Source organism: Salinicoccus hispanicus, assembly GCF_009831115.1.
Lineage (GTDB): Bacteria > Bacillota > Bacilli > Staphylococcales > Salinicoccaceae > Salinicoccus > Salinicoccus hispanicus.
Genome location: NZ_WUUK01000001.1, coordinates 690,951 through 713,997, shown reverse-complemented (window position 1 = coordinate 713,997; position 23,047 = coordinate 690,951). Strand labels below are relative to the sequence as shown.

18 protein-coding genes and 1 other annotated feature are annotated in these 23,047 nt (G+C 47.8%); all 18 genes read left to right on the top strand.

Annotated features, from left to right (window positions below; all coding sequences use genetic code 11):
- Positions 1–48 precede the first annotated feature (48 nt).
- Positions 49–2,385, top strand: a complete 2,337-nt coding sequence (locus tag GQ671_RS03585) for a glycoside hydrolase family 3 C-terminal domain-containing protein (RefSeq protein WP_160652786.1) — start codon at positions 49–51, stop codon at positions 2,383–2,385.
- A 214-nt stretch (positions 2,386–2,599) separates the two neighbouring features.
- A complete protein-coding gene (locus tag GQ671_RS03580; RefSeq protein WP_160652783.1) occupies positions 2,600–3,991 on the top strand; it encodes a thermonuclease family protein in 1,392 nt (463 codons plus the stop codon).
- A 163-nt stretch (positions 3,992–4,154) separates the two neighbouring features.
- Positions 4,155–4,598, top strand: coding sequence for a hypothetical protein (locus tag GQ671_RS03575; protein ID WP_160652781.1), 444 nt, complete (start codon positions 4,155–4,157; stop codon positions 4,596–4,598).
- Positions 4,598–7,015 carry a molybdopterin-dependent oxidoreductase gene (locus GQ671_RS03570; protein ID WP_160652778.1) on the top strand — a complete coding sequence of 806 codons (2,418 nt, stop codon included), beginning with the start codon at positions 4,598–4,600 and terminating at the stop codon, positions 7,013–7,015. Before GQ671_RS03575 ends, GQ671_RS03570 begins: the two co-directional genes overlap by 1 nt.
- 154 nt (positions 7,016–7,169) lie before the next feature.
- Entirely contained in the window at positions 7,170–7,787 is a 618-nt protein-coding gene (locus tag GQ671_RS03565; protein WP_160652775.1) for an NUDIX domain-containing protein, read from the top strand.
- Positions 7,777–8,724, top strand: a complete 948-nt coding sequence (locus tag GQ671_RS03560; protein WP_160652772.1) for a hypothetical protein — start codon at positions 7,777–7,779, stop codon at positions 8,722–8,724. The genes GQ671_RS03565 and GQ671_RS03560 overlap by 11 nt, the downstream gene beginning before the upstream one ends.
- 93 nt (positions 8,725–8,817) lie before the next feature.
- A complete protein-coding gene (tig, locus tag GQ671_RS03555; RefSeq protein ID WP_160652769.1) occupies positions 8,818–10,101 on the top strand; it encodes a trigger factor in 1,284 nt (427 codons plus the stop codon).
- 135 nt (positions 10,102–10,236) lie between these two features.
- On the top strand, positions 10,237–11,493 hold the full coding sequence (gene clpX, locus GQ671_RS03550) for an ATP-dependent Clp protease ATP-binding subunit ClpX (RefSeq protein WP_160652766.1): 1,257 nt from the start codon (positions 10,237–10,239) through the stop codon (positions 11,491–11,493).
- 57 nt (positions 11,494–11,550) lie between these two features.
- Positions 11,551–12,138 carry a ribosome biogenesis GTP-binding protein YihA/YsxC gene (gene yihA / locus GQ671_RS03545; protein WP_160652763.1) on the top strand — a complete coding sequence of 196 codons (588 nt, stop codon included), beginning with the start codon at positions 11,551–11,553 and terminating at the stop codon, positions 12,136–12,138.
- Positions 12,139–12,276: 138 nt separating this feature from the next.
- The gene (gene hemA / locus GQ671_RS03540) at positions 12,277–13,623 is read left to right on the top strand and encodes a glutamyl-tRNA reductase (protein ID WP_160652761.1); all 1,347 of its coding nucleotides are present in this window, start codon (positions 12,277–12,279) and stop codon (positions 13,621–13,623) included.
- Positions 13,624–13,635: 12 nt separating this feature from the next.
- Positions 13,636–14,460, top strand: coding sequence for a cytochrome c biogenesis protein CcsA (gene ccsA, locus GQ671_RS03535; protein ID WP_160652758.1), 825 nt, complete (start codon positions 13,636–13,638; stop codon positions 14,458–14,460).
- 12 nt (positions 14,461–14,472) lie between these two features.
- Positions 14,473–15,396, top strand: coding sequence for a hydroxymethylbilane synthase (gene hemC, locus GQ671_RS03530; protein ID WP_160652754.1), 924 nt, complete (start codon positions 14,473–14,475; stop codon positions 15,394–15,396).
- Positions 15,383–16,084: a uroporphyrinogen-III synthase gene (locus tag GQ671_RS03525; RefSeq protein WP_160652751.1), complete on the top strand. Its 702-nt coding sequence runs from the start codon at positions 15,383–15,385 to the stop codon at positions 16,082–16,084. Before hemC ends, GQ671_RS03525 begins: the two co-directional genes overlap by 14 nt.
- Before the next feature lies 1 nt (position 16,085).
- Positions 16,086–17,066 carry a porphobilinogen synthase gene (gene hemB, locus GQ671_RS03520; protein WP_160652748.1) on the top strand — a complete coding sequence of 327 codons (981 nt, stop codon included), beginning with the start codon at positions 16,086–16,088 and terminating at the stop codon, positions 17,064–17,066.
- Positions 17,066–18,355 carry a glutamate-1-semialdehyde 2,1-aminomutase gene (hemL, locus tag GQ671_RS03515; protein WP_160653538.1) on the top strand — a complete coding sequence of 430 codons (1,290 nt, stop codon included), beginning with the start codon at positions 17,066–17,068 and terminating at the stop codon, positions 18,353–18,355. The genes hemB and hemL overlap by 1 nt, the downstream gene beginning before the upstream one ends.
- Before the next feature lie 73 nt (positions 18,356–18,428).
- Positions 18,429–18,956: a cytochrome c gene (locus GQ671_RS03510; RefSeq protein ID WP_160652745.1), complete on the top strand. Its 528-nt coding sequence runs from the start codon at positions 18,429–18,431 to the stop codon at positions 18,954–18,956.
- Between the two features lie 103 nt (positions 18,957–19,059).
- The gene (locus GQ671_RS03505; protein ID WP_160652742.1) at positions 19,060–20,133 is read left to right on the top strand and encodes an AbrB family transcriptional regulator; all 1,074 of its coding nucleotides are present in this window, start codon (positions 19,060–19,062) and stop codon (positions 20,131–20,133) included.
- A gap of 32 nt (positions 20,134–20,165) precedes the next feature.
- Positions 20,166–20,373: a binding site (T-box leader), on the top strand.
- Positions 20,374–20,419: 46 nt separating this feature from the next.
- Complete coding sequence (locus GQ671_RS03500; protein ID WP_160652739.1) at positions 20,420–23,047, top strand: valine--tRNA ligase; 2,628 nt, start codon at positions 20,420–20,422, stop codon at positions 23,045–23,047.

Below are 23,047 nucleotides of genomic sequence, written 5' to 3'. Positions count from 1 at the left end.
GTACCATGCCCGCCTTCCTATTGTTTGATAACTTTAAGGCGGTGCAGAATGAAACATAAAAATATAATTGAACAAATGACTCTGGAAGAGAAAGCTTCCTTGATGTCCGGAAAAAACTTTTGGAATACAAAAGAGATAGAACGGCTAGGTATTCCATCCATCATGCTGACCGATGGACCACATGGACTGCGTAAACAGGGCGGGAAAGCGGATCATCTGGGTCTGAATAAAAGTATACCTGCAACCTGCTATCCGACAGCAGCAACGCTGGCGAATAGCTGGGATCGTTCGCTGGCCTATAAGGTGGGACAGGATATCGGCAAGGAAGCGCGCAGTGAAAAGGTCAGCGTCCTCCTTGGACCTGGTCTGAATATCAAACGTAACCCATTATGTGGGCGCAACTTTGAGTATTTCTCTGAAGATCCATTCCTGACCGGTGAACTTGCAGGTGGAATGGTGGAAGGCATTCAGTCAAACGGTATTTCGGCCTGTCCTAAACACTACGCTGTCAATAGCCAGGAACATATGCGTATGACAATTGATGAAATCGTTGACGAGCGTTCCCTTAGAGAGATTTACCTGACAGGTTTTGAGAAAGTTGTAAAAGAGAGCAATCCTTATGTGATGATGTCCTCCTACAACAAGGTAAATGGAGAATATGCAAATGAAAACCAGCATTTGGCCAATGACATTTTATTTTCTGAATGGGGATTTGATGGTGTTGTCGTAACGGACTGGGGTGGAAATAATGACCGTGTTGCCGGTTTGAAAGCGCATAACCAGCTTGAAATGCCGTCTACCAATGGAATCACTAATAAGGAAATTGTAGATGCGATACATGCAGGTACTCTGGATGAATCAGTTTTGGATGAAGCGGTAGATCAATTGCTGTCCCTTATATATAAAGTACGCCTGGATGATAAGGAATCTGTACAGGCAGATTATGAAGAACACCACAATAAGGCAGTTGAAGCTGCCCGCCAGTCCATGGTCCTACTTAGGAATGAAAACAATGTCCTTCCGCTTAATGAGGATGAAAAAGTAGCTGTTATTGGTGATTTTGCAAAAAATCCAAGATATCAGGGTGCAGGGAGTTCACTGATCAATCCTTATAAATTAAGCAGTCCGCTGGATAGTTTAGAAGACTCGTCGTTAAATATAGTTGGTTACGCCCAAGGATTTAAGCGCATGGGCGGAAATAGCAGTAAATTATTGAAGGAAGCAACAAGCCTTGCGGAATCTGCTAAAACAGTCATCCTATTTATTGGTCTTGATGAAAGTAAAGAAGCTGAAGGCGTAGATCGGGAAGATCTGAAGCTGCCTGAAAATCAGCTTGAACTTGTTGAATCCATAATGAAAGTGAACGGCAATGTCGTTGTTGTTTTAGCTGGTGGTGGGGCGCTGGAACTGCCATTCGCAGATTCTGTGCAAAGTATTTTGCACACCTACCTTTCTGGGCAAGGTGTCGGGGAAGCGCTGACTGACCTTCTATTAGGAAAACATAATCCTAGTGGTAAATTAAGCGAAACATTCCCGATCCATTATGCTGATGTACCTTCTTCGCCGTACTATCCGGGAGATCAGGCAACAAGTGAGCATAAGGAAGGACTGTTCATCGGCTACAGATACTTTGAAACAGCCGAGGTGCCGGTGCGTTATCCATTTGGATATGGGCTTTCCTATACGACTTTTGATTATAGCAATATTGTGATCGATGGTCTTACTGTCAGTTTTGATCTGAAAAATACAGGTGGAATGGCTGGTGCTGAAATTGCGCAGCTGTATATTGAAAAAACAGACACGAAAATTTTCCGTTCGAAGAAAGAACTGAAAGGCTTTGATAAAGTCCATCTGATGCCGGGGGAAACAAAGCGGGTTAAACTTGAGTTAACAAAACGAGATTTCTCCTACTATAATTCTGAACGGAAGGATTGGGAAATCGAATCGGGGAAATACAAGATTCAAATAGGTAGTTCCATACAAGAGATACATCTGGAGGAAACTGTTGATATGGATGGTGTTTCGCCATCTGTCTTCTTGAAGCATGAATTTCCACACTATTCATCGGTCAAAGTAAAGGATATCCCTGATACAGAATTTGAGAAACTGCTAGGGAAAAGGTTGCCCTCTACAAAATGGAATCGTATTGATGACCTAGGAATGAACGACACAATTAACCAGGCGCAGTATAAGAACTGGTTGGGAAAAATGCTATATCACTCTATTATATTCTTCCATTTTTTCTTCAAAAAGATTGGAAAACCATTAACGGCAAATAACGTGTACTTTGTTATTAACATGCCATTTAGACAAATTGATCGTTTTACAGGTGGGAAAATCAGTCGAAAGAACGTCGAGGTATTTTTAAGGTGGATTAATCGGTAATATAATCAGGAATTATCTATCATATGCTATTTGATTTTTATTTTCTGGTCTGCCATGGGAAGCAGTACCTCAATATCAATGGACGATGTGGTTTCTATTCCTGCAACCTTAAAGATAGATTTCTGTATAGATTTGGAAGAATTCTGAAATAATATTTAAAACCTTCTCCAAATGGTGTAAAATGATGTAAATTGCATATATTGGAGGGGAAGCAGTGGGAACTTTTGTAGGACTCTTAATATTTTTAGGTGTAGTCGCAACCATCGCTCTATTCGTGCTTGGTTTCATCCGGGAAAACAAAGGGGAGGCATATCATAGTACATGGAAAGCGTCGCTTTATTCCTTCATAGCGACTTGTCTTCTTGTCGTCTTCTTGGGACTCATAAGCAGTGGCTTTGCCCTGGTGGACATGGCTATGATGTTATGGATCTTCGTATCAATTGCGATGTTTGTATTCATTGCTTTGGCATTGAGATCCAAGTCCAATAACCAGAGCCCTCGCAGACACCTCAGGAGAGCTGGAATTGCATTTGCGACCGGTTTTGTCCTGTTCTTCATGTTTGCTTTGGTTTCGGATGAGGTTGCAGAGCCTGCCGACCAGACTGCGCTAGCGGATGAAGAAAGCGAAGAACTGACGGAAGAAGAGATTGAGGAACAGACTGAAGAGGTCACGGAAGAGCCAACCGAAGAAACGACAACAGAGGAAGAGAAGGCTGCTGCAGAGAAAAAAGCTGAAGAAGAAAAAGCCGCTAAGGAAGCCGAAGAGAAAGAAAAAGAGGAATCCATCGAGGCTGCCAAGAAGGAAAAAGAGAAAGAGGAGTCCATCGAGGCTGCCAAAGCCAAAGAAGAATCGATAGAAAAAGCAGAAGCTGCAGAGGAGAAGTCGATCGAAGAAGAGAAGGCGGCTGAGGCGAAAGCAGAGGAAGAGGCGAAGAAAGAAGCTGCGCCCAAAGATGGCCTGATTCCGGTCAACCTATACAGGGTTGTAGACGGAGATACAGTGAACGTACTTGACGATGATGGTAATGAGCTGAAACTCAGGCTGCTTCTCATTGACACACCTGAAACGGTACATCCGAATAAACCAGTCGAGCCATTCGGGAAAGATGCTTCTGCACGTTTAACAGATCTAGTGAATGCTGCTGATCAGCTATACATTGAGTATGATGACGGAGCAAAGACGGACCATTATGACAGAGAGCTTGTATATCTGTATGCTGATGACGCAAATGTACATGAAGTGCTGCTCGAAGAAGGACTTGCACGTGTCGGATATATCTACGAGCAACAAAGGTATCTATCCGAATTCCGTGCAGCAGAACAGAAAGCGAAAGATCAGCAGATCGGTGTATGGTCCATATCGGGTTATGTAAATGTTGGTGGGGAAGGTTTCAATAGTGAAGAGCCGGAACCTGAACCGACAAGCGAACCAGCTACGAGCGAACCAGCGACATCAGAGCAGGCAACAAGTGAACCTGCTCAAACAAGCGAGTTCTTCCAGAACTGTACTGAACTCAAAACAGTGTATCCAGATGGTGTAGCACAAGGACATGCTGCATATCAACCTAAGATGGATAGAGATAAAGATGGCTGGGCATGCGAGTAGAATATATTAATAGTCATCCACCCTACTTTGTTAAGTAGGGTTGATTTTTTTCTATAGGTGAAACTTTTCTACATGAAAACTGTAGGATAATTATGTATATATCCGTTTCTCTTCTTATGTATAGGGAATAATCTAGTAAAAATTTGCAAAGGGGAGATGCCGATTGAGTTATCAATTTGAGGAACTGTTTACGGATATCCAGAAAGATAATCGCATAGTTCTGGATGAAATTGAACCGTTTGAGCATCCGCTTGTGGTACTGCTTCGCAGCTGTCTTGAAGAGCAGGAGTATATGCTGGAGCGGCTGATAGAGGAGTTCGAGGAAGGGGAAACTGAGCTTAAGGATATCAAGACCAATTGTTCAGCACTGTTCCATGCCAACCAGAAAGTAAATCCCTATTTCGCTGAGTGGAGACGTGCGACGGGATGGATTGGTTATAAAGATGACAATCCTTCAAAAGAGCTGATGGCATCGTTGCAGAAGATGCTCGACGATATGCAGGATGATCTGATCGAAATTGCATCCAAGCTGGATGAAGAATACGGCGAGTCGACTACCAAATACTTCATACCAACATTCTACTTACCGGAGGAGAGGGTCAACTGATGGGATGGAAACATGAGCGAATCGACCAAAATGTATATAGCCAGGGCGAAGTGGACAAATGGGTATACAGCACCTGCGGGCTCTGCTCGGTCGGCTGTGGCTGTTATGTTGCTGTAAAGGATGACAAGATTGTAGGCATAAAAGGGAATGGTGAAGATCCGATCAACCGGGGGAGACTCGGTCCGAAGGGGGAAAACCAGTGGCATGCCAATAATGCACCTGATCGGCTCAAGACGCCAATGATCCGGAACCAATCCGGTGAACTGGAGCCTGCAAGCTGGGAGGAGGCAATGCAGCTGGTTGTCGATAAGGCGAAGCAGTCTCTTGATGAGAAAGGCAATAACAGTGTCAGCATCTACTCTACAGGGCAAGGCTTCTTTGAAGACTATTACACAATTGCCAAAGTGGGGCGTGCTGGGCTGCAGACACATCTGCTGGATGCGAATACCAGACTATGTACTTCCACTGTCGAATTTGCACTGCTGCAGTCATTCGGTGCTGACGGTACGCCGGCTTCCTTCGATGATATCGACGAAGCGGACACACTGATGCTGTTCGGCCACAATGTTGCGGAATCGGGAACAGTACTGTTCGAACGGATCATGGAACGCAAAGTACGGACAGGGAAACCCTATCTTATTGTAGTGGATCCGCGGAAGACGCTGACGGCAAAAGAAGCGGATCTGCACCTGCAGTTATCGCCCGGATCCAATCTTCCACTGATGAATGGTCTGATCAATACTCTGATCGAGCAGGACAAAGTGGATAAGGCATTCGTTGAAGCACATACGGTCGGATACGAGAAGATGAAGGAATCCGTAAAAGGGTGGACGCTCGCAAAAACTTCTGAGAGTACCGGCATACCGGAAGATCATCTCAAGGAATTCTATAGAGTCATGTGCGACACACCTTCCCTGGTGTCGACGACACTTCAAGGGGCATTTCAGAGTGCCGAGGCGACGAAAGCATGCGTTGCCATCAATAACTTCCATCTGATCCGTGGTCTTATCGGCAAGCCGGGCTGTGGACCACTCCATACCGCCGGGCAGCCAAGTTCATCCGCAAACCGGACGGCTGGGGGTGTCGGTACCTATCCGGCGCACCGCAATCCGACCAACCCTGCACATATGAAGGAAATGGCGGAATTGTGGAATGTGGACCAGGATTCGCTGCCTGCCGGTCCGGAAAAAGGGATTGAAGAAATCATCACCCACATTGAAAAGGAAGAAGTCGGCTTCTTTTGGAATATCGGTACAAATCCTCTTGTTTCTCTACCGAACCGCAGTCGTATAAAGAAAGCACTTGAAAGCGTGTTTGTTGTGGTACAGGATCCATTCCTGACAGAGACGTCGGCCGTGGCTGATGTCATTCTTCCGGTTGCCATGTGGGGTGAAAAGGAAGGGACTATGGAGAATGCCGATCGCACTGTCACCATTTCCAGAAAGGCAGTAGAGCCACCAGACGGTGTGCGGTCTGACTTTGAGATACTGCTGGACTTTGCAAAGCGGATGGAATTCAAGGATAGGGATGGACAGCCGCTGGTCGACTACTCAACACCTGAAGAATGCTTTGAAGAGTTCAAACGCATCACAAAAGGCAGACCGTGTGATATGACAGGCATTACCTACGCGCGTCTGGAATCACTGAATGGCATGCGCTGGCCGGTGCCGGATGAGAAATCCACAGGCACACCGAGACTTTATTCGGACTATAAATTCCATACTACTGTGGATGACGCCCAAGTCTTCGGCAAGGATCAGTTTACCGGCCGCGCGCTGTCGAAGGAAGAATTTCGGGAGATTGGTGCAGAAGGCAGAGCGATACTTCAGGAAACCTATCATCTGCCACCGTTTGAACAGCCGAATGACGAGTATCCGATGTGGCTGACGACAGGTCGTTCAGTTTGGCACTGGCATACGAGAACCAAGACGGCACGTGCACCGATGCTGCACATGGCAGCCCCGCATAACTATGTTGAGATCCATACAGAAGATGCCAGGGAACTCGGAATCGTCGAAGGCGAAGTCGTGCGCATATCCTCTCCACGTGGTGAGGTTGAAGTGCCTGCCCGTATCGGGGAGATAGTTCAGAAAGGACTGATATTCTTACCTTTCCACTTTGGCAACCTGGAAAAGAAAGAGTCGGCGAATAATCTGACCAACGACTTCGTAGATCCGATTTCTAAACAGCCGACCTATAAGCAGTCGGCATGCAAGATTGAGAAGATAAGGGATGAACACAAGGTGAAAGCGGGCGAATCCCTGGAAGAGATCGCCTCCCACTATGGTCTGACGGCAAAAGAACTACGGGCCGCCAACAATTTCTCTACACCTTATGAAATCGAAATGGGGACTACGATTGAAGTTCCGGCGTCCGTGATCAATACGCCTATCCAGCCGTATACGCCGCACCGATGAAGCACTTTCTTTAGACTATGTTGCAAAAGAAGTAGCAAAGTTCCGGGATACAGTCATATCGAGACAGTAATCATCAATTGCTGTCTCTTTTTCATTTTACAAACCCCGCTCCCTTCTATAAACTTGTAATGAATTTATAAAAAGGAGAATACGTATGAGTAAATTTGATGAACCTATTCTCGTAGTACCGAGGGATGTTCTTTTTAATAATGAGGCGGATGCCTTCAATGGCTTTATTGGCATGAATGATAGAAGGTACGAGAGGATCCTTTCGACTTTTTCCGAATTCGAGGTCAAGCGCCGGGGTGACATGGAGGAGGATCCAGCGTACAAGCAGCTGATCGGCTATGTCATCATCACTTCCGACAAAGGTAAAACACTCGTATACAAACGTCTGACGGGTGGCGGCGAGGCGCGCCTGCATGGTATGCTGTCGATCGGTGTCGGGGGGCATATGAATGATGTGCCTGATGCTTCCGGCATTGAAGAGAAGCTTTATATCAATGCAGGTCGGGAACTTTCTGAAGAAGTGGGATTGTCCCAGGAACAGCTCGAAGACATCGAAATCGTCGGTCTGATCAATGATGATGATAACGCGGTCGGCCGTGTCCATATCGGCGTGGTTTTCAAGGTGACGGTCGAGGAAGCGGATGTGGCGTCGCATGAAGAAGACACACTCGAATTGATCTGGGAACGGGATGACCAGCTGTCTGAAAGGTCGCCTTACGAATCATGGAGTGAACTGATCATCAGGGATGCCTATGAAAGATAAGATCGTCTCACATCGGAGGTTTCTGCAGAAGATGGAGCGGGATCTGGAGCGTGACTACCAGAATGGTGAATATGCCAGTTTCATCAATAAGTTCAGAATGTATTCCGAGCAGCAGCTGCCTGATATCTCTTTCATGGAAAAGTTCTACGAATCGCTTTCATATGAAGATAGGCACGATGAGGTGATGGAGTATGCGCTGCTGCAGATGAATGAAGGCGTCGGCAATTACGATGTGCACATGCACCATCTTCTGAAGTCGCTGCTCAAGCAGGAACGGTACTTTGAAGTGATCGAGTTTTCGGACCATCTCATGGAAGAGGACATTCCCCAGCGTTTCCGCATCGATGTTGCCGCATTCAGACATGAGGCGAAGCGGGCGATGGATGAGAAGGTGGCGCAGATGCATGAACCTGAAGCCGAGACGCGAATTGTATCCACTTCGGAATACGGAGAGATGCCTGATTTCGAAAAGATGGAGTTTCTGAGAGATCTCATTGAAGATGCAGATGCCGGTCACAGGGATATGGTACGCGAGGCACTGTCTGTGGAGCGGAATCATACGTGTTTGACTTTCATGCTGCTTTATTTGAGAGCGATTGAAGACCAGGAAGAAATCAGTGTTCTAAAGATGGAGCAGGAAATCCAGGTTGTACCGGCCGAACTGCCGGAACTTGAAGAAAGTCCATTGTTCAGCGGTGTCCGTAAGCTTGTAATGGAAGAAGTGGAGAACAGGATGCCTGAGTTCAGGGAAGCGGCAGAGGGCATGCTGATGTCCCATGCGGTCCACTGCTATCCCGTATTTCCATCATTTGATGATGAAGCGCTCTATCTGGGCTACATGAGCGAGCTGTTCGGCATGCTCAATCTGGATCATGACTTTAAAGCAGATGTGGCGGTAGTCGATTGGATACGCAAGGTTGAACGCTCGATGACGTAGAATACCTTGCGAAATCAAATGTTGGATATAAAAAAGTGATATGTTATACTATATTGGTTAATTGAAATTACGTATTTACGGAGGAATTAGATTATGTCTCAAAAGTGGGAAAAACAAGAGGGTAACGAAGGTATACTGACAGTAACAGTGCCTGCCAAGGAAGTTGATGGCGCCCTGAACGAAGCATTCACAAAAGTATCTAAAGAAGTCAGCATTCCTGGATTCAGAAAAGGTAAAGTACCGCGCCAGATGTTTGAAAAGCGTTTCGGTGTAGAATCACTTTATCAGGATGCGCTTGATATCCTGCTTCCTAAAGCATACACAGAAGCAGTGACAGAAGCTGACATCAACCCGGTCGACCAGCCGGAAGTTGACATCGAGCAGATGGAAAAAGGCAAAGACCTCATCTTCACTGCAAAAGTGATTGTTGAGCCTGAAGTCAAACTCGGCGAATACAAAGGTCTTGAAGCTGAAGAGCTCGACACTGAAGTGACTGAAGAAGACGTCCAGAAAGAAATCGACAGCCTGCTTGAATCACATGCTGATATGGTAGTGAAGGAAGAAGGCAGTGTTGAAGAGGGAGACCTCGTCAACCTCGACTTCGACGGCTACCTTGGTGATGAGCAGTTCGAAGGCGGACAGGCTGAAGGCTATGAGCTTGAAATCGGCTCCGGCAACTTCATCCCTGGTTTCGAAGAGCAGGTCGTCGGCATGAACATCGAAGAGGAAAAAGACATCAAAGTCACTTTCCCTGAGGAATACCATGCTGAAGAACTCGCTGGCAAAGAAGCGACTTTCAAAGTCAAAATCAACAGCATCAAATCCAAAGAGGTTCCTGAACTTGACGATGATCTCGTAAAAGAACTCGATCAGGACGTTGAATCCGTAGACGCACTGAAAGAAAAGCTTGAGAAGGACCTCAAGGAATCAAAAGAGAACGAAGCAGATACTACAATGAAGGAACAGCTCATCGAGCAGGCTTCCGACAATGCTGAAATCGATGTACCGGATGCGATGATCAAAACTGAAACAGACAGAATGCTTCAGGAATTCGAGCAGCGTCTATCCCAGCAGGGCATCAACATGGAGATGTACCAGCAGCTGTCCGGCCAGGACGAAAATGCACTCCGTGACCAGATGAAGGACGATGCAGCGAAACGTGTGCGTACGAACCTTGTTCTCAAGCAGATTGCAATTGACGAGAATATCGAAGTAGCAGACGAAGATGTCGACAAGGAACTTGAAAAGATGAGCGGACAGTTCGGTATCGGCGTGGAAGACATCAAATCTACTCTCGGCGATCTCTCCATGCTCCAGGAAGACCTTAAAGTACAGAAGGCGATTGACGTACTTGTAGACAACAGAAAACAGAAATAATCTGGACTCCAATTATGAGGAGCTCTGCAGCACTTTGTTGCAGAGCTCCTCGTTTGTAACGATTACAAACTGGATATTTGATTTTGATGATGATATCTAGTATATTTTACAGGAATGAAAAAAGAGGTGTTGAATATGTTTAAATTTAATGAAGACGACACAAATCTAACTTGTTCCTTCTGTGGTAAGGATCAGGAACAGGTAAAGAAATTGATCGCTGGCAGCGGTGTCTACATCTGTAACGAATGTATCGAACTCTGCCATGAAATCATCGAAGAAGAACTGAAATCCGAAAAGACGCAGGTCTTCACGGAAATACCAAAACCGCAGGAAATCCTGGGTGCGCTGAATGACTATGTCATCGGGCAGGAAAATGCCAAGCGTGCGCTTAGTGTAGCAGTCTACAACCACTACAAGCGTATCAACCAGAACCAGGAAGATGGCGTGGAAATCTCCAAAAGTAATATTGCTCTGATCGGTCCGACCGGTAGTGGTAAGACACTTCTCGCGCAGACATTGGCAAGAACACTCAATGTACCTTTCGCAATTGCGGATGCAACCAGTCTTACTGAAGCGGGCTACGTCGGTGACGATGTCGAAAACATTCTGCTTCGTCTGATCCAGGCAGCGGACTTTGATGTTGAACGTGCAGAGCAGGGTATCATATATGTCGACGAAATCGACAAGATCGCCAGAAAGAGTGAAAATACCTCCATCACAAGAGATGTCTCCGGTGAAGGTGTCCAGCAGGCACTCCTGAAGATTCTTGAAGGCACAACGGCAAGCGTACCGCCGCAAGGTGGCAGAAAGCATCCGAACCAGGAATCCATCCAGATCGATACGAAGAATATCCTCTTCGTTCTCGGTGGTGCGTTCGATGGCATGGACGAAATCATCAAAAGACGTATCGGTGAGAAAGTCATCGGATTCGGTGGTGCTTCCGGCAAGGCGAATGATAAGGATGAACTGATGTCCAAAGTCCGCCCGGATGATCTTCAGAGCTATGGTCTCATTCCTGAGTTCATCGGCCGTGTGCCGATCATCAGCTACCTCGAAGAGCTTGATGTAACTGCACTGAACTCCATTTTGACAGAGCCGAAGAATGCGCTCGTCAAGCAGTATCAGAAGATGCTCGAAATTGATAACGTGGAACTGGAATTCGATGAAGATGCGCTGAACGCCATCAGTGAACTTGCAATCGAAAGAAAAACCGGTGCACGTGGACTGCGCTCAATCATCGAAGAACGCATGGTGGACATCATGTTCAACGTGCCATCCAATGATGAGATCCGCAAGGTCAAGATCACAAGAGCAACAATTGAAGAGGAAGCAGATCCATTGCTCTTCAATGAAAACGGCGAAGAGATCTACCTGAACCGTAAAAGTGCATAATATATGAAAGAGCTGTCTGATTTTTGGACAGCTCTTTTTACTGAAAGGAAGATAGCGATGAAAATAAACCCTAATAATATAGACATCATCATCTCGGCTGTCGGCAGTGAACAGTACCCGAATACAGGTCTTTCGGAGATTGCTTTGAGCGGCCGTTCCAATGTAGGAAAGTCCTCATTCATCAATGCTGTGGCGGGGCGTAAGAATATGGCCCGGACATCATCGAAGCCCGGCAAGACGCAGACTTTGAACTTCTATAATATGGACGACCAGTTCATATTTGTCGATGTACCAGGCTACGGCTATGCCAAGCAGTCCAAGAAGTCACGTGAACAGTGGGGGAAGATGATCGAGAGCTATCTGGCCGAAAGAGAACCCCTTTCTGCTGTCATCCAGCTCATCGACCTGAGACATAAGCCGACGGAAGATGACGTACTGATGTACAACTACCTCAAGCATTTTGAAATACCGGTAATTCTCATATGTACAAAAATGGACAAGATACCGAGAAGCAAAGTCGAAAAGCACCTTAAGATTGTGCGCAGCACAATCGACTTTGAACAGGATGATATCATCATTCCTTTTTCCTCCCTGGATAAGAATAATATACCTAAAGTGATGGATGCCATCTCCAAGTTTGTGTAGTTTTGTTCACAAAAAGTTCTTAATAATAATCAATATAAATAAGGACGTAACGTGGATTATGTATGTATAATCTGTTAAAATAATAGTATTGAAAGTGTCCAGAGACGAGGCATAATAGGATAGTGGGGGGCAATTCGGATGCATGTTATTGCATTAAGTCTGAATTACAGAAAGGCAAGTGTGGAAGAAAGAGAGAAAGTGGCTTTCCAGGATGAAGAGGTCATTCCGGCGCTGCACAGATTGAGAGAGCAGAAAAGCGTGCTTGAAGCTGTACTTCTGTCCACGTGCAACAGAACGGAAGTCTATGTGGTCAGCGACCAGGTCCATACAGGAAAATACTATTCCCAGATGTTTCTTGCAGACTGGTTCGATCTGGATCTGGCATCGGTAAAAAGGATTACGGATATCAAAGTCGGCGATGAAGCGGTGGAGCATCTCTATCGTGTCGCTTCCGGCCTGGAATCGATGGTTCTCGGAGAAACCCAGATTCTTGGACAGATCAGAGAAGCATTCTTTACTGCCCAGACCGAGCATACGACAGGTACCATCTTCAACAAGCTTTTCAAAGAAGCCATTACGGTAGCTAAGCGCGGCCATAGTGAGACGGATATTTCGAAGAACGCAATATCCATATCCTATGCTGCAGTGGAGCTGGCGAAGAAGATATTTTCACGCGTCGATAATCGTAAGGTGCTTGTCATCGGTGCTGGCGAAATGGCGGAGCAGTCACTTTTGAACCTGACTTCCAACGGAATCAGGAATGTGACTGTCGTCAACCGCTCCGAAGAGAAGGCAGCGCGCCTCGCAGGGCAGTTCAATGGGAAAAGTGCGCCCATGGACCAGCTGGAATCAGAAATTGCGAATACGGATATCGTCATATCCAGTACAGCGTCACGCAATTACGTCATTACAGAAGAAGTGATGGACGTGGCGATGGCGAAACGCAATGGAAAGCCGCTGATCATGATGGATATCGCATTGCCGCGCGACATCGACCCGTCGATCGGTGGAATAGACAGCGTCTATATGTATAATGTCGATGATCTGCAGGGACTTGTGGATGCCAATCTATCGACCCGGCAGGAGGAAGCAGCCAAGATTGAAGGCATGATTGCCGAAAGTATGGACAAGTTTACAGAATGGGTCAACATGCTCGGTGTCGTACCGGTCATCCAGGCACTGCGTTCCAAAGCACTGTCCATCCATGAAGAAACATTCGAGAGCGTCGAAAGAAAGATGCCGGATATGACAGAGCGTGAACGTACAATCGTTTCCAAGCATATGAAGAGCATCATCAACCAGATGCTCAAAGACCCGATCATCTATACAAAGGAAATTTCCGGAGACAGAAAAGCCGGTGAAAAACTCGATGAAATCAAGCAGCTCTTCGGCATTGACGAAGAAGTCGAGGCAGTCATACAGCAGGAGAAAGCCAAACAGCAGGAAAAACTGTCGGCGCGAAAGCAGGAGCTGGCAATCGAATAAGGTGGAAACCATATGGATATGATGTTCCGCAGTCATGAATTTATTCTATTATTATATTTTTTGGGCCTTTCTGTGCTAAGCTACGATCTGTTTTTCAGGAATCGGCTTGCCAGAAAGGTTTCCTTTTATCTTGTCATCATTGCAGCCGTCCTCCAGGTCGTCACTTTCGTCTATATCGGCATAGCACTGGGGCGGATTCCGATACAGACGACCTTTGAAGGCATATATGTATTTTCAACCCTTATCATCATTACAGGGCTGATCCATTACCGGTGGAGCGATTCGGAGATTGCTTTTGCACTCTATGTGCTCTGTGCATTTGTGCTGTTCTCCATCTATACATTTGCGCCGGTCTCCTACAATAGAGTGACAGGCGTCTCGGCGATCATGAACGAGCTTCTGATCATCCATATCGCACTGGCACTGATTGCATATGTACTATACTTCATCTCGGTGCTCCATGCCGTGATATATATCATCCAGTATGATAATCTGAAAAAGAAGCGTTTCAACCGTCTTTTCTTTTCGCTCTTCAGTATTGAAACGGCCAAAAAGACGATGATCCGGACACTGATAATTGGTGTACTGTCCATGCTGATCAGTATTTCTCTCGGCATCCAGTGGGGTCTGTATATATACGGCATCGAAATATTCAAGGATTTCAAGGTGCTCGGTACGCTGTTCGTCATCCTGCTTTATGCAGGGCTGTTCGTCTACTTGAAGATAAAACGCAGCACCTACCGTTTTGCCTGGTTCAACATCGCAATCTTCATCATCTGCATGCTGAACTATCTATTCATCACACAACTCTCCAGTTTTCATTTCTGGAGCTACTAAAGGAGAAGTAATATGAGAAAATTTACCGTGGGTTCAAGACGCAGTGACTTGGCGATGACCCAGTCCAAACAGTTCATCAGCAGTCTGAAAGCACAATTTCCTGATATGGAGATCGATATCAAGGAGATTGTTACAAAAGGCGATAGGATCGTCGATGTCCAGCTTTCGAAGGTAGGCGGCAAAGGACTGTTTGTAAAGGAGATCGAACAGGCGCTTGCCAATAAGGAGATTGATATGGCCATCCACAGCCTTAAGGATGTACCAAGCGCCCTGGACCCGGAATTCACCATTGCCTGTGTCCCTGAACGTGAAGATAAGCGGGATGCTTTCTTGTCGAATGGCAATGTGGCTTTCAAGGATCTGCCTGCCGGCAGTGTCATTGGAACGAGCAGCCTGAGGCGCAGTGCACAGCTTCTTGCGATGCGTGATGACGTGGAAGTGAAGTGGGTGCGTGGCAATATAGATACCCGCATCAAGAAAATGGAATCCGGTGAATATGATGCAATCGTACTTGCCGCTGCGGGACTCAAGCGCATGGGCTGGTCCGATGACATCGTTGCAGAATACTTCGATCCCGAGTCTTTCACACCGGCCATTGCACAAGGTGCTCTCGGTATAGAATGCCGTTCGGATGACAAGGAGCTGATCGAAATGCTCCAGACCGTGCATTCAGATGATGATGCAACCTGCACGACAGCAGAGCGCACTTTCCTGAGACGTATGGACGGCAGCTGCCAAGTACCGATCGGCGGATATGCGACCTACGAAGATGGTGAACTCTACCTTACTGGACTGATCATGCCTGAGGACGGCAGCGAACAGTACATCGTAAAGAAATCACATCAGGATCCGAAAGCACTCGGCAATCTGGTCGCGGATGAAATGGAGCGCATCGGCGCGAAAGATATCATCGATCGCATCAATGAGACACTCTAGACCGCGCGTCATCATGACCCAGAGCAGGACGTTCGAGAGGGATTCCGATGTATTATCGCTTGTCCACACGCCGCTCATCACGACAAGGTCGCTTCCTTTTGATGAGACGGTGATCGAATGCCATTATGACTGGTTGATTCTTACAAGCCGTAATGCAGTACAGCATTTCCTGCCTTATATGAAGAAAGTGCGATTCGACAGGCTGGCAACAATCGGCAGAAAGACAAGTGAGCGTCTTGAGCAAGAAGGGCTGAGTATTGATTTCGAGCCGCCCGACTACTCGCAGGAGGGTTTTTTGGCAGGATTCCCTGCCAAAAGCGGCATGCGCATACTCTATCCGGCGAGTGCAAAAGCCCGTCCGCTGCTGTATGACCACCTTATGGCAGCGGGATGTGCTGTTGAGCGCTTCGATCTGTATCAGCCGGTTGCCAATAGGGCGTCCGAAGACAGGATCCGGGTGCTGCTCGCGCAATCTCCCTACGCTATTGCATTCTCAAGCCCTTCCGGAGTGAGGGCCTTCATGAAATGGTTCACTCCTCGGGATCTTGGGAATATTAACGTAGCTGCCATCGGACAGGTGACTGCAGATGCACTGGAGGCATATGGCATCAAGTCCATACAGCCTGAGAAGGAAACGCTTGAAGACATGATCAAACTACTTGAAGATAAAATAGTTGGAGGAGTTTAAGATGAATTTCGAGAGACACCGGCGTCTTAGAAGAACAGAATTCATGAGGGATATGGTCAGGGAGACGAAAGTTTCAAAGGACGACCTCATCTATCCGATCTTTGTTGTGGAATCCGATGATATAAAAGCGGAAGTGCCATCCATGAAGGGCGTTTTTCAGATTTCCCTGAACCGTCTTCATGAAGAACTGGAAGAAGTGAAGGCCAAAGGCATCAAATCGGTCATCTTCTTCGGCATACCGGATGAAAAGGATCCGGAAGGCCACGGTGCTTATCATGATCACGGAGTCGTCCAGGAGGCGTGCAGGATTTCAAAGAAACTATATCCTGAAATTCTGGTCATCCTGGATACATGCCTGTGCGAATATACAGACCACGGGCACTGTGGCCTCATCGATCCAAAGACACAGGATGTGGACAATGACAGCTCGCTGCCCCTGCTGGTCAGAACAGCAGTTTCCCAGGCGAAGGCGGGAGCGGATATCATCGCACCAAGCAATATGATGGATGGTTTTGTTGCTGAAATCAGAAAAGGACTCGATGATAATGGCTACAGTCACATTCCGATCATGAGCTACGGCATCAAATATGCATCGAAATTCTACGGTCCATTCCGTGATGCGGCAGATTCGACGCCGTCATTCGGAGACCGCAGGACATATCAGATGGATCCGGCGAACCGACTTGAGGCACAGCGTGAGCTGGCAAGCGACCTCGAAGAGGGCTGCGATATGATGATCGTCAAACCGGCACTGTCCTATCTGGATATCATCAGGGACGTCAGAAACGAAACGAATATCCCGGTTGTGGCGTACAACGTCAGCGGGGAATATGCAATGACACGGACGGCTGTCGACATGGGACTGCTGGACGAAGCGGTCATCATGGAGCAGATGGTTTCCATGAAGCGTGCAGGTGCGAATATGATTATCACTTATTTTGCCAAAGATATATGCAGAATGCTTGATGAAGGGATGGAATGATCATGTACGAAAAATCAGAAGCACTTTATGAAAAAGCAAAAGATCTTATGCCTGGCGGGGTGAACAGTCCGGTCAGAGCATTCAACTCCGTTGATATGAATCCGGTATTCATCGACCGTGCCAAAGGTTCAAGAACCTATGACGTGGATGGCAATTCATACATCGACTACGTGCTAAGCTTCGGCCCGCTGATCCTCGGCCATAGTGATGACAGGGTAGTCAATGCGCTGACTGCGGCAGCACAGAAAGGGACAAGCTTCGGTGCGCCGACAGAGCTTGAAAATGAACTGGCGGAACTCGTCATCGAACGCGTGCCATCCTTGGAAATGATCCGGATGGTCTCTTCCGGAACGGAAGCGACCTTGGCTGCACTGCGTCTGGCGCGCGGATTCACCGGCAGGAACAAGATTCTGAAATTCGAAGGCTGCTATCACGGCCATAGCGATTCCCTGCTGATCAAAGCAGGCAGTGGTGTGGCGACACTCGGGCTTCCGGATTCTCCCGGTGTGCCTGAGGGTACGGCAGCAAATACCATTACAGTACCCTACAATGACGAAGAGAGCCTCACCGAAGCCTTCGATAAGTTCGGTGATGATATCGCAGCGGTGATCATGGAACCTGTCGCCGGCAATATGGGCGTCGTCCCGCCGAGTGAAGGCTACCTTGATTTCGTACGTGATATCACGGAGAAAAGTGGCACACTGCTCATCTTCGATGAAGTCATGACCGGTTTCCGTGTCGGCTACAACAGTGCCCAGGGCCATTACGGCATTACGCCTGACCTCACCTGCCTTGGCAAGGTTATCGGTGGCGGACTGCCTGTCGGTGCCTATGGCGGCAGACGCGATATCATGGAGTATATTGCACCCGTTGGTGACATCTACCAGGCAGGAACGCTATCCGGCAATCCGCTGGCAATGACAGCCGGTCTTGAGACACTCAGACAGCTGACACCAGAAAGCTATGACCATTTCAATAAGCTTGGCGATATGCTTGAAGTCGGCCTGAAGGATATTTTCGGCAAAAAAGGACAGCCGATTACTGTGAACCGTGCCGGATCGATGATCGGATTCTTCCTGACGGAAGGGCCGGTCGTGGACTTCGACAGTGCAAATACAAGCAATCTTGAACTATTCAAGTACTTGTATCAGGAACTGCTGAAAGAAGGCGTCTATCTGCCGCCTTCCCAGTTCGAGGGCATGTTCCTGTCGACCAGCCACACTGAAGCGGACATCCAGAAGACACTGGATGCTTTTGAAAAAGCACTGGATCGCGCCGTTCAGAGGTAGCCTGCCAAATACGGTTTACCTGTAGAAAATAAAGTGTATAATTGAATAAAACAGATAATTGGAGGTAGTGTGGATGGCCAATGATAAAGATAAGCGATTAACCCACAACGACAGCAACATCAAAGGTAAAAGGGAAGAAGATAAAGTCTACATCGAAGGTCAGAACAGGGAAATGATCGAGCAGAAGAAGATCAGCAAGAAAAATCCCCTTGTCTGGATCATTCCCATCATCATCCTTCTGCTGATTGTACCACTCATCATCCAGCAGTTCGGCGGTGACCATTCTGAAGAGGGCGGTTCCACGTCAACTTCATCGGGTGAGGAATCCGCAGATGAAGGCTCTGGTGAAGAAGGTTCTGAAGAAGATACTGCTCCAACGGACGAAGGACTGGTTGAAGAAGAATCTACAGAAGAAGGGGAGTCTTCCGAAGAGGAATCCACTGAAGAAGATAGCGCAGACCAGGAAGAAGCGGATATAAACTCAGGCAGTGATGATGCTCAGCCGGATGGACCGGATGGAGAGTCCACTGAAGAGGAAGCTTCAAGTGAAGAGTCATCCTCTGACGATGAAGAATCAACGGAAGAGGAGAGTTCCAACTAGTATGACCTACACAACCCCGCTGCAGTCGACCACTGGGCGGGGTTGTTCTATGGAGTGAAACTATTTGGGATTTCGAAATAATTCTTCTGAAAGGAGGGCGCCTGTGAAGTATATCAACCTGTTCCTGCTGTTTCTGTCGGCAATTGCCTTGTCCGCTCTGCTCCATTGGGCTGGGATGGTCATGCCATGGCTGTTCGGTGCCATGATCGCGACAGTCGTATTCTACAGGGTGGTGACGACTCATTTTCATTATCCGAAATGGTTCGGCAATCTGGGACTGATCATCATCGGAGCTGAAATCGGCTCGACATTCACGCTCGAGACGCTTGCAGATATGGCGGAAGACTATATTACGATCATTGTGCTTTCCCTCCTCATCATCGGTCTGAGCCTTCTGCTTGCCAGGTTCTTCATGCGAATGACCGGATGCACACTGGAAACTGCAGTGCTTGCTTCGATTCCGGGTGCTCTGTCCCAGATGATCGTCATGGCTGAAGAAGAGAAGCGGGCGGATCTGCTGCTTGTGACACTGACGCAGATGTCACGCATCGTACTTGTTGTCATTTTCGTACCGCTGATTGCGAGTTTCACTGCGGGCGGTGAGCTGGCAGGTGCAAATGAAGTCGCTTCATCGCTTACATCGGTTGCAACCATCGACATGCTGTGGATGCTTCTGGGTATTCCGGTCGTCATCTATATCATGATGCTGATGAAATTTCCGGTGCCGTACATGATCGGCCCGATGCTTGTCGTGCTTGTATGGAATGTGGTGACAGACTATACGTTCTCCGTTGATGTTTCATTCATGTATGCTGCCCAGCTGTTCTTCGGCATCCGGATCGGTCTTCAGATTTCGACACTCATCAACCAGCTGAACAGACGTCTGATTCTATCCATGATGATCCAGAATATACTGCTCATCATCGGCACTCTGGGGCTCGTCATGGTATTTCTGCTGGTCTCGGAACATGACTTTACGGATCTGTTTTTGAGCGCAGCGCCTGGTGGCATCGGACAGATCATCATCGTGGCTGTCGAGATGGGTGCCAATATCGCCATGATTTCGAGCTATCATATATTCCGCATCTTCTTCATTCTGCTGATTGTGGCACCACTGATCAATCTGCTGCTCAGAAGAAACAGGAAACGGCGCCAGCATGCAAATGATGGGACTTGACAGCATGCAGACGTTCGCATAATATGAAATCAAGGTAATAGATGAATGGCAGAAGAGTAGTGGTATACGGGTGACAGAGAGCATGTGGGGCTGTGAACATGCCGAAGTATATCATGAACGTAGTCTGCAGAGATCGGTTCTGAACATTCGAGTAGGAGCTGACGTCTGATGAGCGTTAATCATCCCAAGTGCAGCATTCGTGCTGAATTTAGGTGGTACCGCGGAGCTTCCGTCCTATGTTTTGAGGACTGGAGCTTTTTATTTTGTCCAAAAAGGAGAGGGTTTCATGGAAATGTCCAAAAAGTACGATCCGAGATCGGTAGAAGAAGGTAAATATGAAGAATGGGTGAAAGCCGGCTATTTCAAGTCCGACGCAAAGTCGGATAAGCCGCCGTTCTCCATCGTCATCCCGCCACCTAATGTGACGGGTAAACTGCACCTCGGTCATGCGTGGGATACAACATTGCAGGACATCATTACACGGATGAAACGGATGCAGGGATATGAAGTGCTCTACCTGCCGGGCATGGACCATGCAGGCATTGCGACCCAGGCCAAGGTGGAGGCACGCATGCGTGAAGAAGGCCTCTCCCGTCATGATATCGGCCGTGAGAAGTTTCTTGAGCAGGCATGGGACTGGAAAGAAGAGTATGCCGACTTCATCCGCAGCCAGTGGAAGAAGATCGGTCTTGGTCTGGATTATGACAAGGAGCGCTTCACACTGGATGAAGGCCTGTCGAAAGCGGTCAGAAAAGTATTTGTCGACATGTATAATAAGGATCTGATCTATCGCGGCGAATATATCATCAACTGGGATCCGGAAACAAGGACGGCCCTGAGTGATATCGAAGTCATCCATAAGGAAATCGAAGGCAATTTCTACCATGTCAGATACCCATTGCCGGATGGCAATCACCTGGAAGTGGCAACGACGCGTCCGGAGACGATGCTCGGTGATACGGCAATCGTCGTCCACCCTGAAGACGACCGCTACAAGCAGTACATCGGCAAGACAGTCACACTGCCGATCATGGAGCGTGAGCTGCCGATCATTTCGGATCCATACGTCGATATGGAATTCGGTACGGGGGTCATGAAGGTGACGCCGGCACACGACCCGAATGACTTCGTTCTTGGTGAGCGTCATGATCTGAAGCGTATCAATGTAATGAATGAAGATGGTTCAATGAACAATCTGGCCGGCAAGTATGCCGGCATGGACCGCTTTGAATGCCGTAAGGCACTGGTTCGTGACCTGGAATCAGAAGGATATCTGATCAAAGTGGAACCTCACGTCCACTCGGTCGGGCACTCCGAGCGCAGTGGCGCAGTTGTCGAGCCCTATCTGTCCACGCAGTGGTTTGTAAAGATGGACGAACTGGCGAAGAAGAGCCTGGATAACCAGGACTCGGGTAATGCAGTCAACTTCGTACCGGAACGATTCGATTCGACTTTCCGGCGCTGGATGGGCGATATCCGCGACTGGGTCATCTCCCGTCAGCTCTGGTGGGGGCATCAGATTCCGGCATGGTACCACAGGGAGTCCGGTGAGATATATGTCGGCATGGAGCCGCCGACGGATGCTGACGACTGGGTTCAGGATGAAGATGTCCTGGATACATGGTTCTCAAGTGCACTATGGCCGTTCTCCACAATGGGATGGCCGGAGGAGACGGAAGATCTGAAGAAGTTCTTCCCGACGAATGTTCTTGTCACAGGATATGACATCATCTTCTTCTGGGTCGCCAGAATGATCTTCTCCTCCCTCGAGCATACGGGTGAAAAGCCGTTTGATGACGTGCTGCTCCATGGTCTGGTCAGGGATGAGCAGAACCGCAAAATGTCGAAATCACTCGGCAATGGCGTCGATCCGATGGATGTCATCGAGAGCTATGGTGCAGACGCACTGAGGTACTTCCTGGCGACAGGATCGACACCAGGTCAGGATCTCAGGTACTCCGACGAGAAAGTGGAATCGATCTGGAACTTCATCAATAAGATATGGAATGCATCCAGATTCAGCATGATGAATATCGGCGAGGACTTCGGCATGGATGATATCGATCTCGAAGGTGATAAATCACTCGCCGACGAGTGGATTCTGACCCGACTGAACGAAACCATCGGCAATGTGACGCAGTTGTCCGAGCACTATGAATTCGGAGAAGTAGGGCGTCTATTGTACAACTTCATCTGGGATGATTTCTGTGACTGGTACATCGAAATGGCCAAAGTGCCGATGACTGAAGGCACAGAAGCGGAGAAGGCGATGACGCGCTCGGTCCTGCTGCATACGCTTGACAATATTCTGAAAATGCTGCACCCGTTCATGCCGTTTGTGACGGAGGAAATCTATCAGGCGATCGAACCGGACCGCTCGATTGTGACGAGTGAATGGGCAAAGGCGCATACACACCTCAGCAATCCGACTTCAAAAGATGGCATGGCACTGCTTGTAGACATCATCAAATCGGTACGCCAGACCAGACACGAAGTGAATGCACCACTATCCAAGCCGATAGATATATTCATTGAAGTGAAGGATGGTACGAGACGTGAAATCATAGAGACGAACCGCCACTATATCGATCGCTTCTGCAACCCGAGTTCACTGGAGATCGCTTCTGAAATCTCGACTGAGGAGGATGTCAAGGCGGACGTGGTCAATGGTGCGACCGTCATCCTGCCCCTGTCCGGTCTGATTGACATGCAGGAGGAGATTGCAAGGCTTGAAAATGAACAAAAACGTCTGGATGGTGAACTCAAGCGTGTCGGAGGAAAGCTTGGCAATGACAGGTTTGTAGCCAATGCACCAGCCGATGTAGTGGAAAAGGAAAGAGAGAAGCAGCTTGGCTATCAGGCCCAGTACAATGAGGTCAAGGAACGTCTTGATAGTCTGAAAAGAAAGGGATAA

Bases quoted from the DNA above. Each gene is read 5' to 3' on its own strand.
- GQ671_RS03585 (WP_160652786.1), top strand. From the start codon at position 49: ATGAAACATAAAAATATAATTGAACAAATGACTCTGGAAGAGAAAGCT.
- GQ671_RS03570 (WP_160652778.1), top strand. From the start codon at position 4,598: ATGGGATGGAAACATGAGCGAATCGACCAAAATGTATATAGCCAGGGC.
- GQ671_RS03565 (WP_160652775.1), top strand. From the start codon at position 7,170: ATGAGTAAATTTGATGAACCTATTCTCGTAGTACCGAGGGATGTTCTT.
- GQ671_RS03560 (WP_160652772.1), top strand. From the start codon at position 7,777: ATGAAAGATAAGATCGTCTCACATCGGAGGTTTCTGCAGAAGATGGAG.
- tig (WP_160652769.1), top strand. From the start codon at position 8,818: ATGTCTCAAAAGTGGGAAAAACAAGAGGGTAACGAAGGTATACTGACA.
- clpX (WP_160652766.1), top strand. From the start codon at position 10,237: ATGTTTAAATTTAATGAAGACGACACAAATCTAACTTGTTCCTTCTGT.
- yihA (WP_160652763.1), top strand. From the start codon at position 11,551: ATGAAAATAAACCCTAATAATATAGACATCATCATCTCGGCTGTCGGC.
- hemA (WP_160652761.1), top strand. From the start codon at position 12,277: ATGCATGTTATTGCATTAAGTCTGAATTACAGAAAGGCAAGTGTGGAA.
- ccsA (WP_160652758.1), top strand. From the start codon at position 13,636: ATGGATATGATGTTCCGCAGTCATGAATTTATTCTATTATTATATTTT.
- hemC (WP_160652754.1), top strand. From the start codon at position 14,473: ATGAGAAAATTTACCGTGGGTTCAAGACGCAGTGACTTGGCGATGACC.
- GQ671_RS03525 (WP_160652751.1), top strand. From the start codon at position 15,383: ATGAGACACTCTAGACCGCGCGTCATCATGACCCAGAGCAGGACGTTC.
- hemB (WP_160652748.1), top strand. From the start codon at position 16,086: ATGAATTTCGAGAGACACCGGCGTCTTAGAAGAACAGAATTCATGAGG.
- GQ671_RS03510 (WP_160652745.1), top strand. From the start codon at position 18,429: ATGGCCAATGATAAAGATAAGCGATTAACCCACAACGACAGCAACATC.
- GQ671_RS03500 (WP_160652739.1), top strand. From the start codon at position 20,420: ATGGAAATGTCCAAAAAGTACGATCCGAGATCGGTAGAAGAAGGTAAA.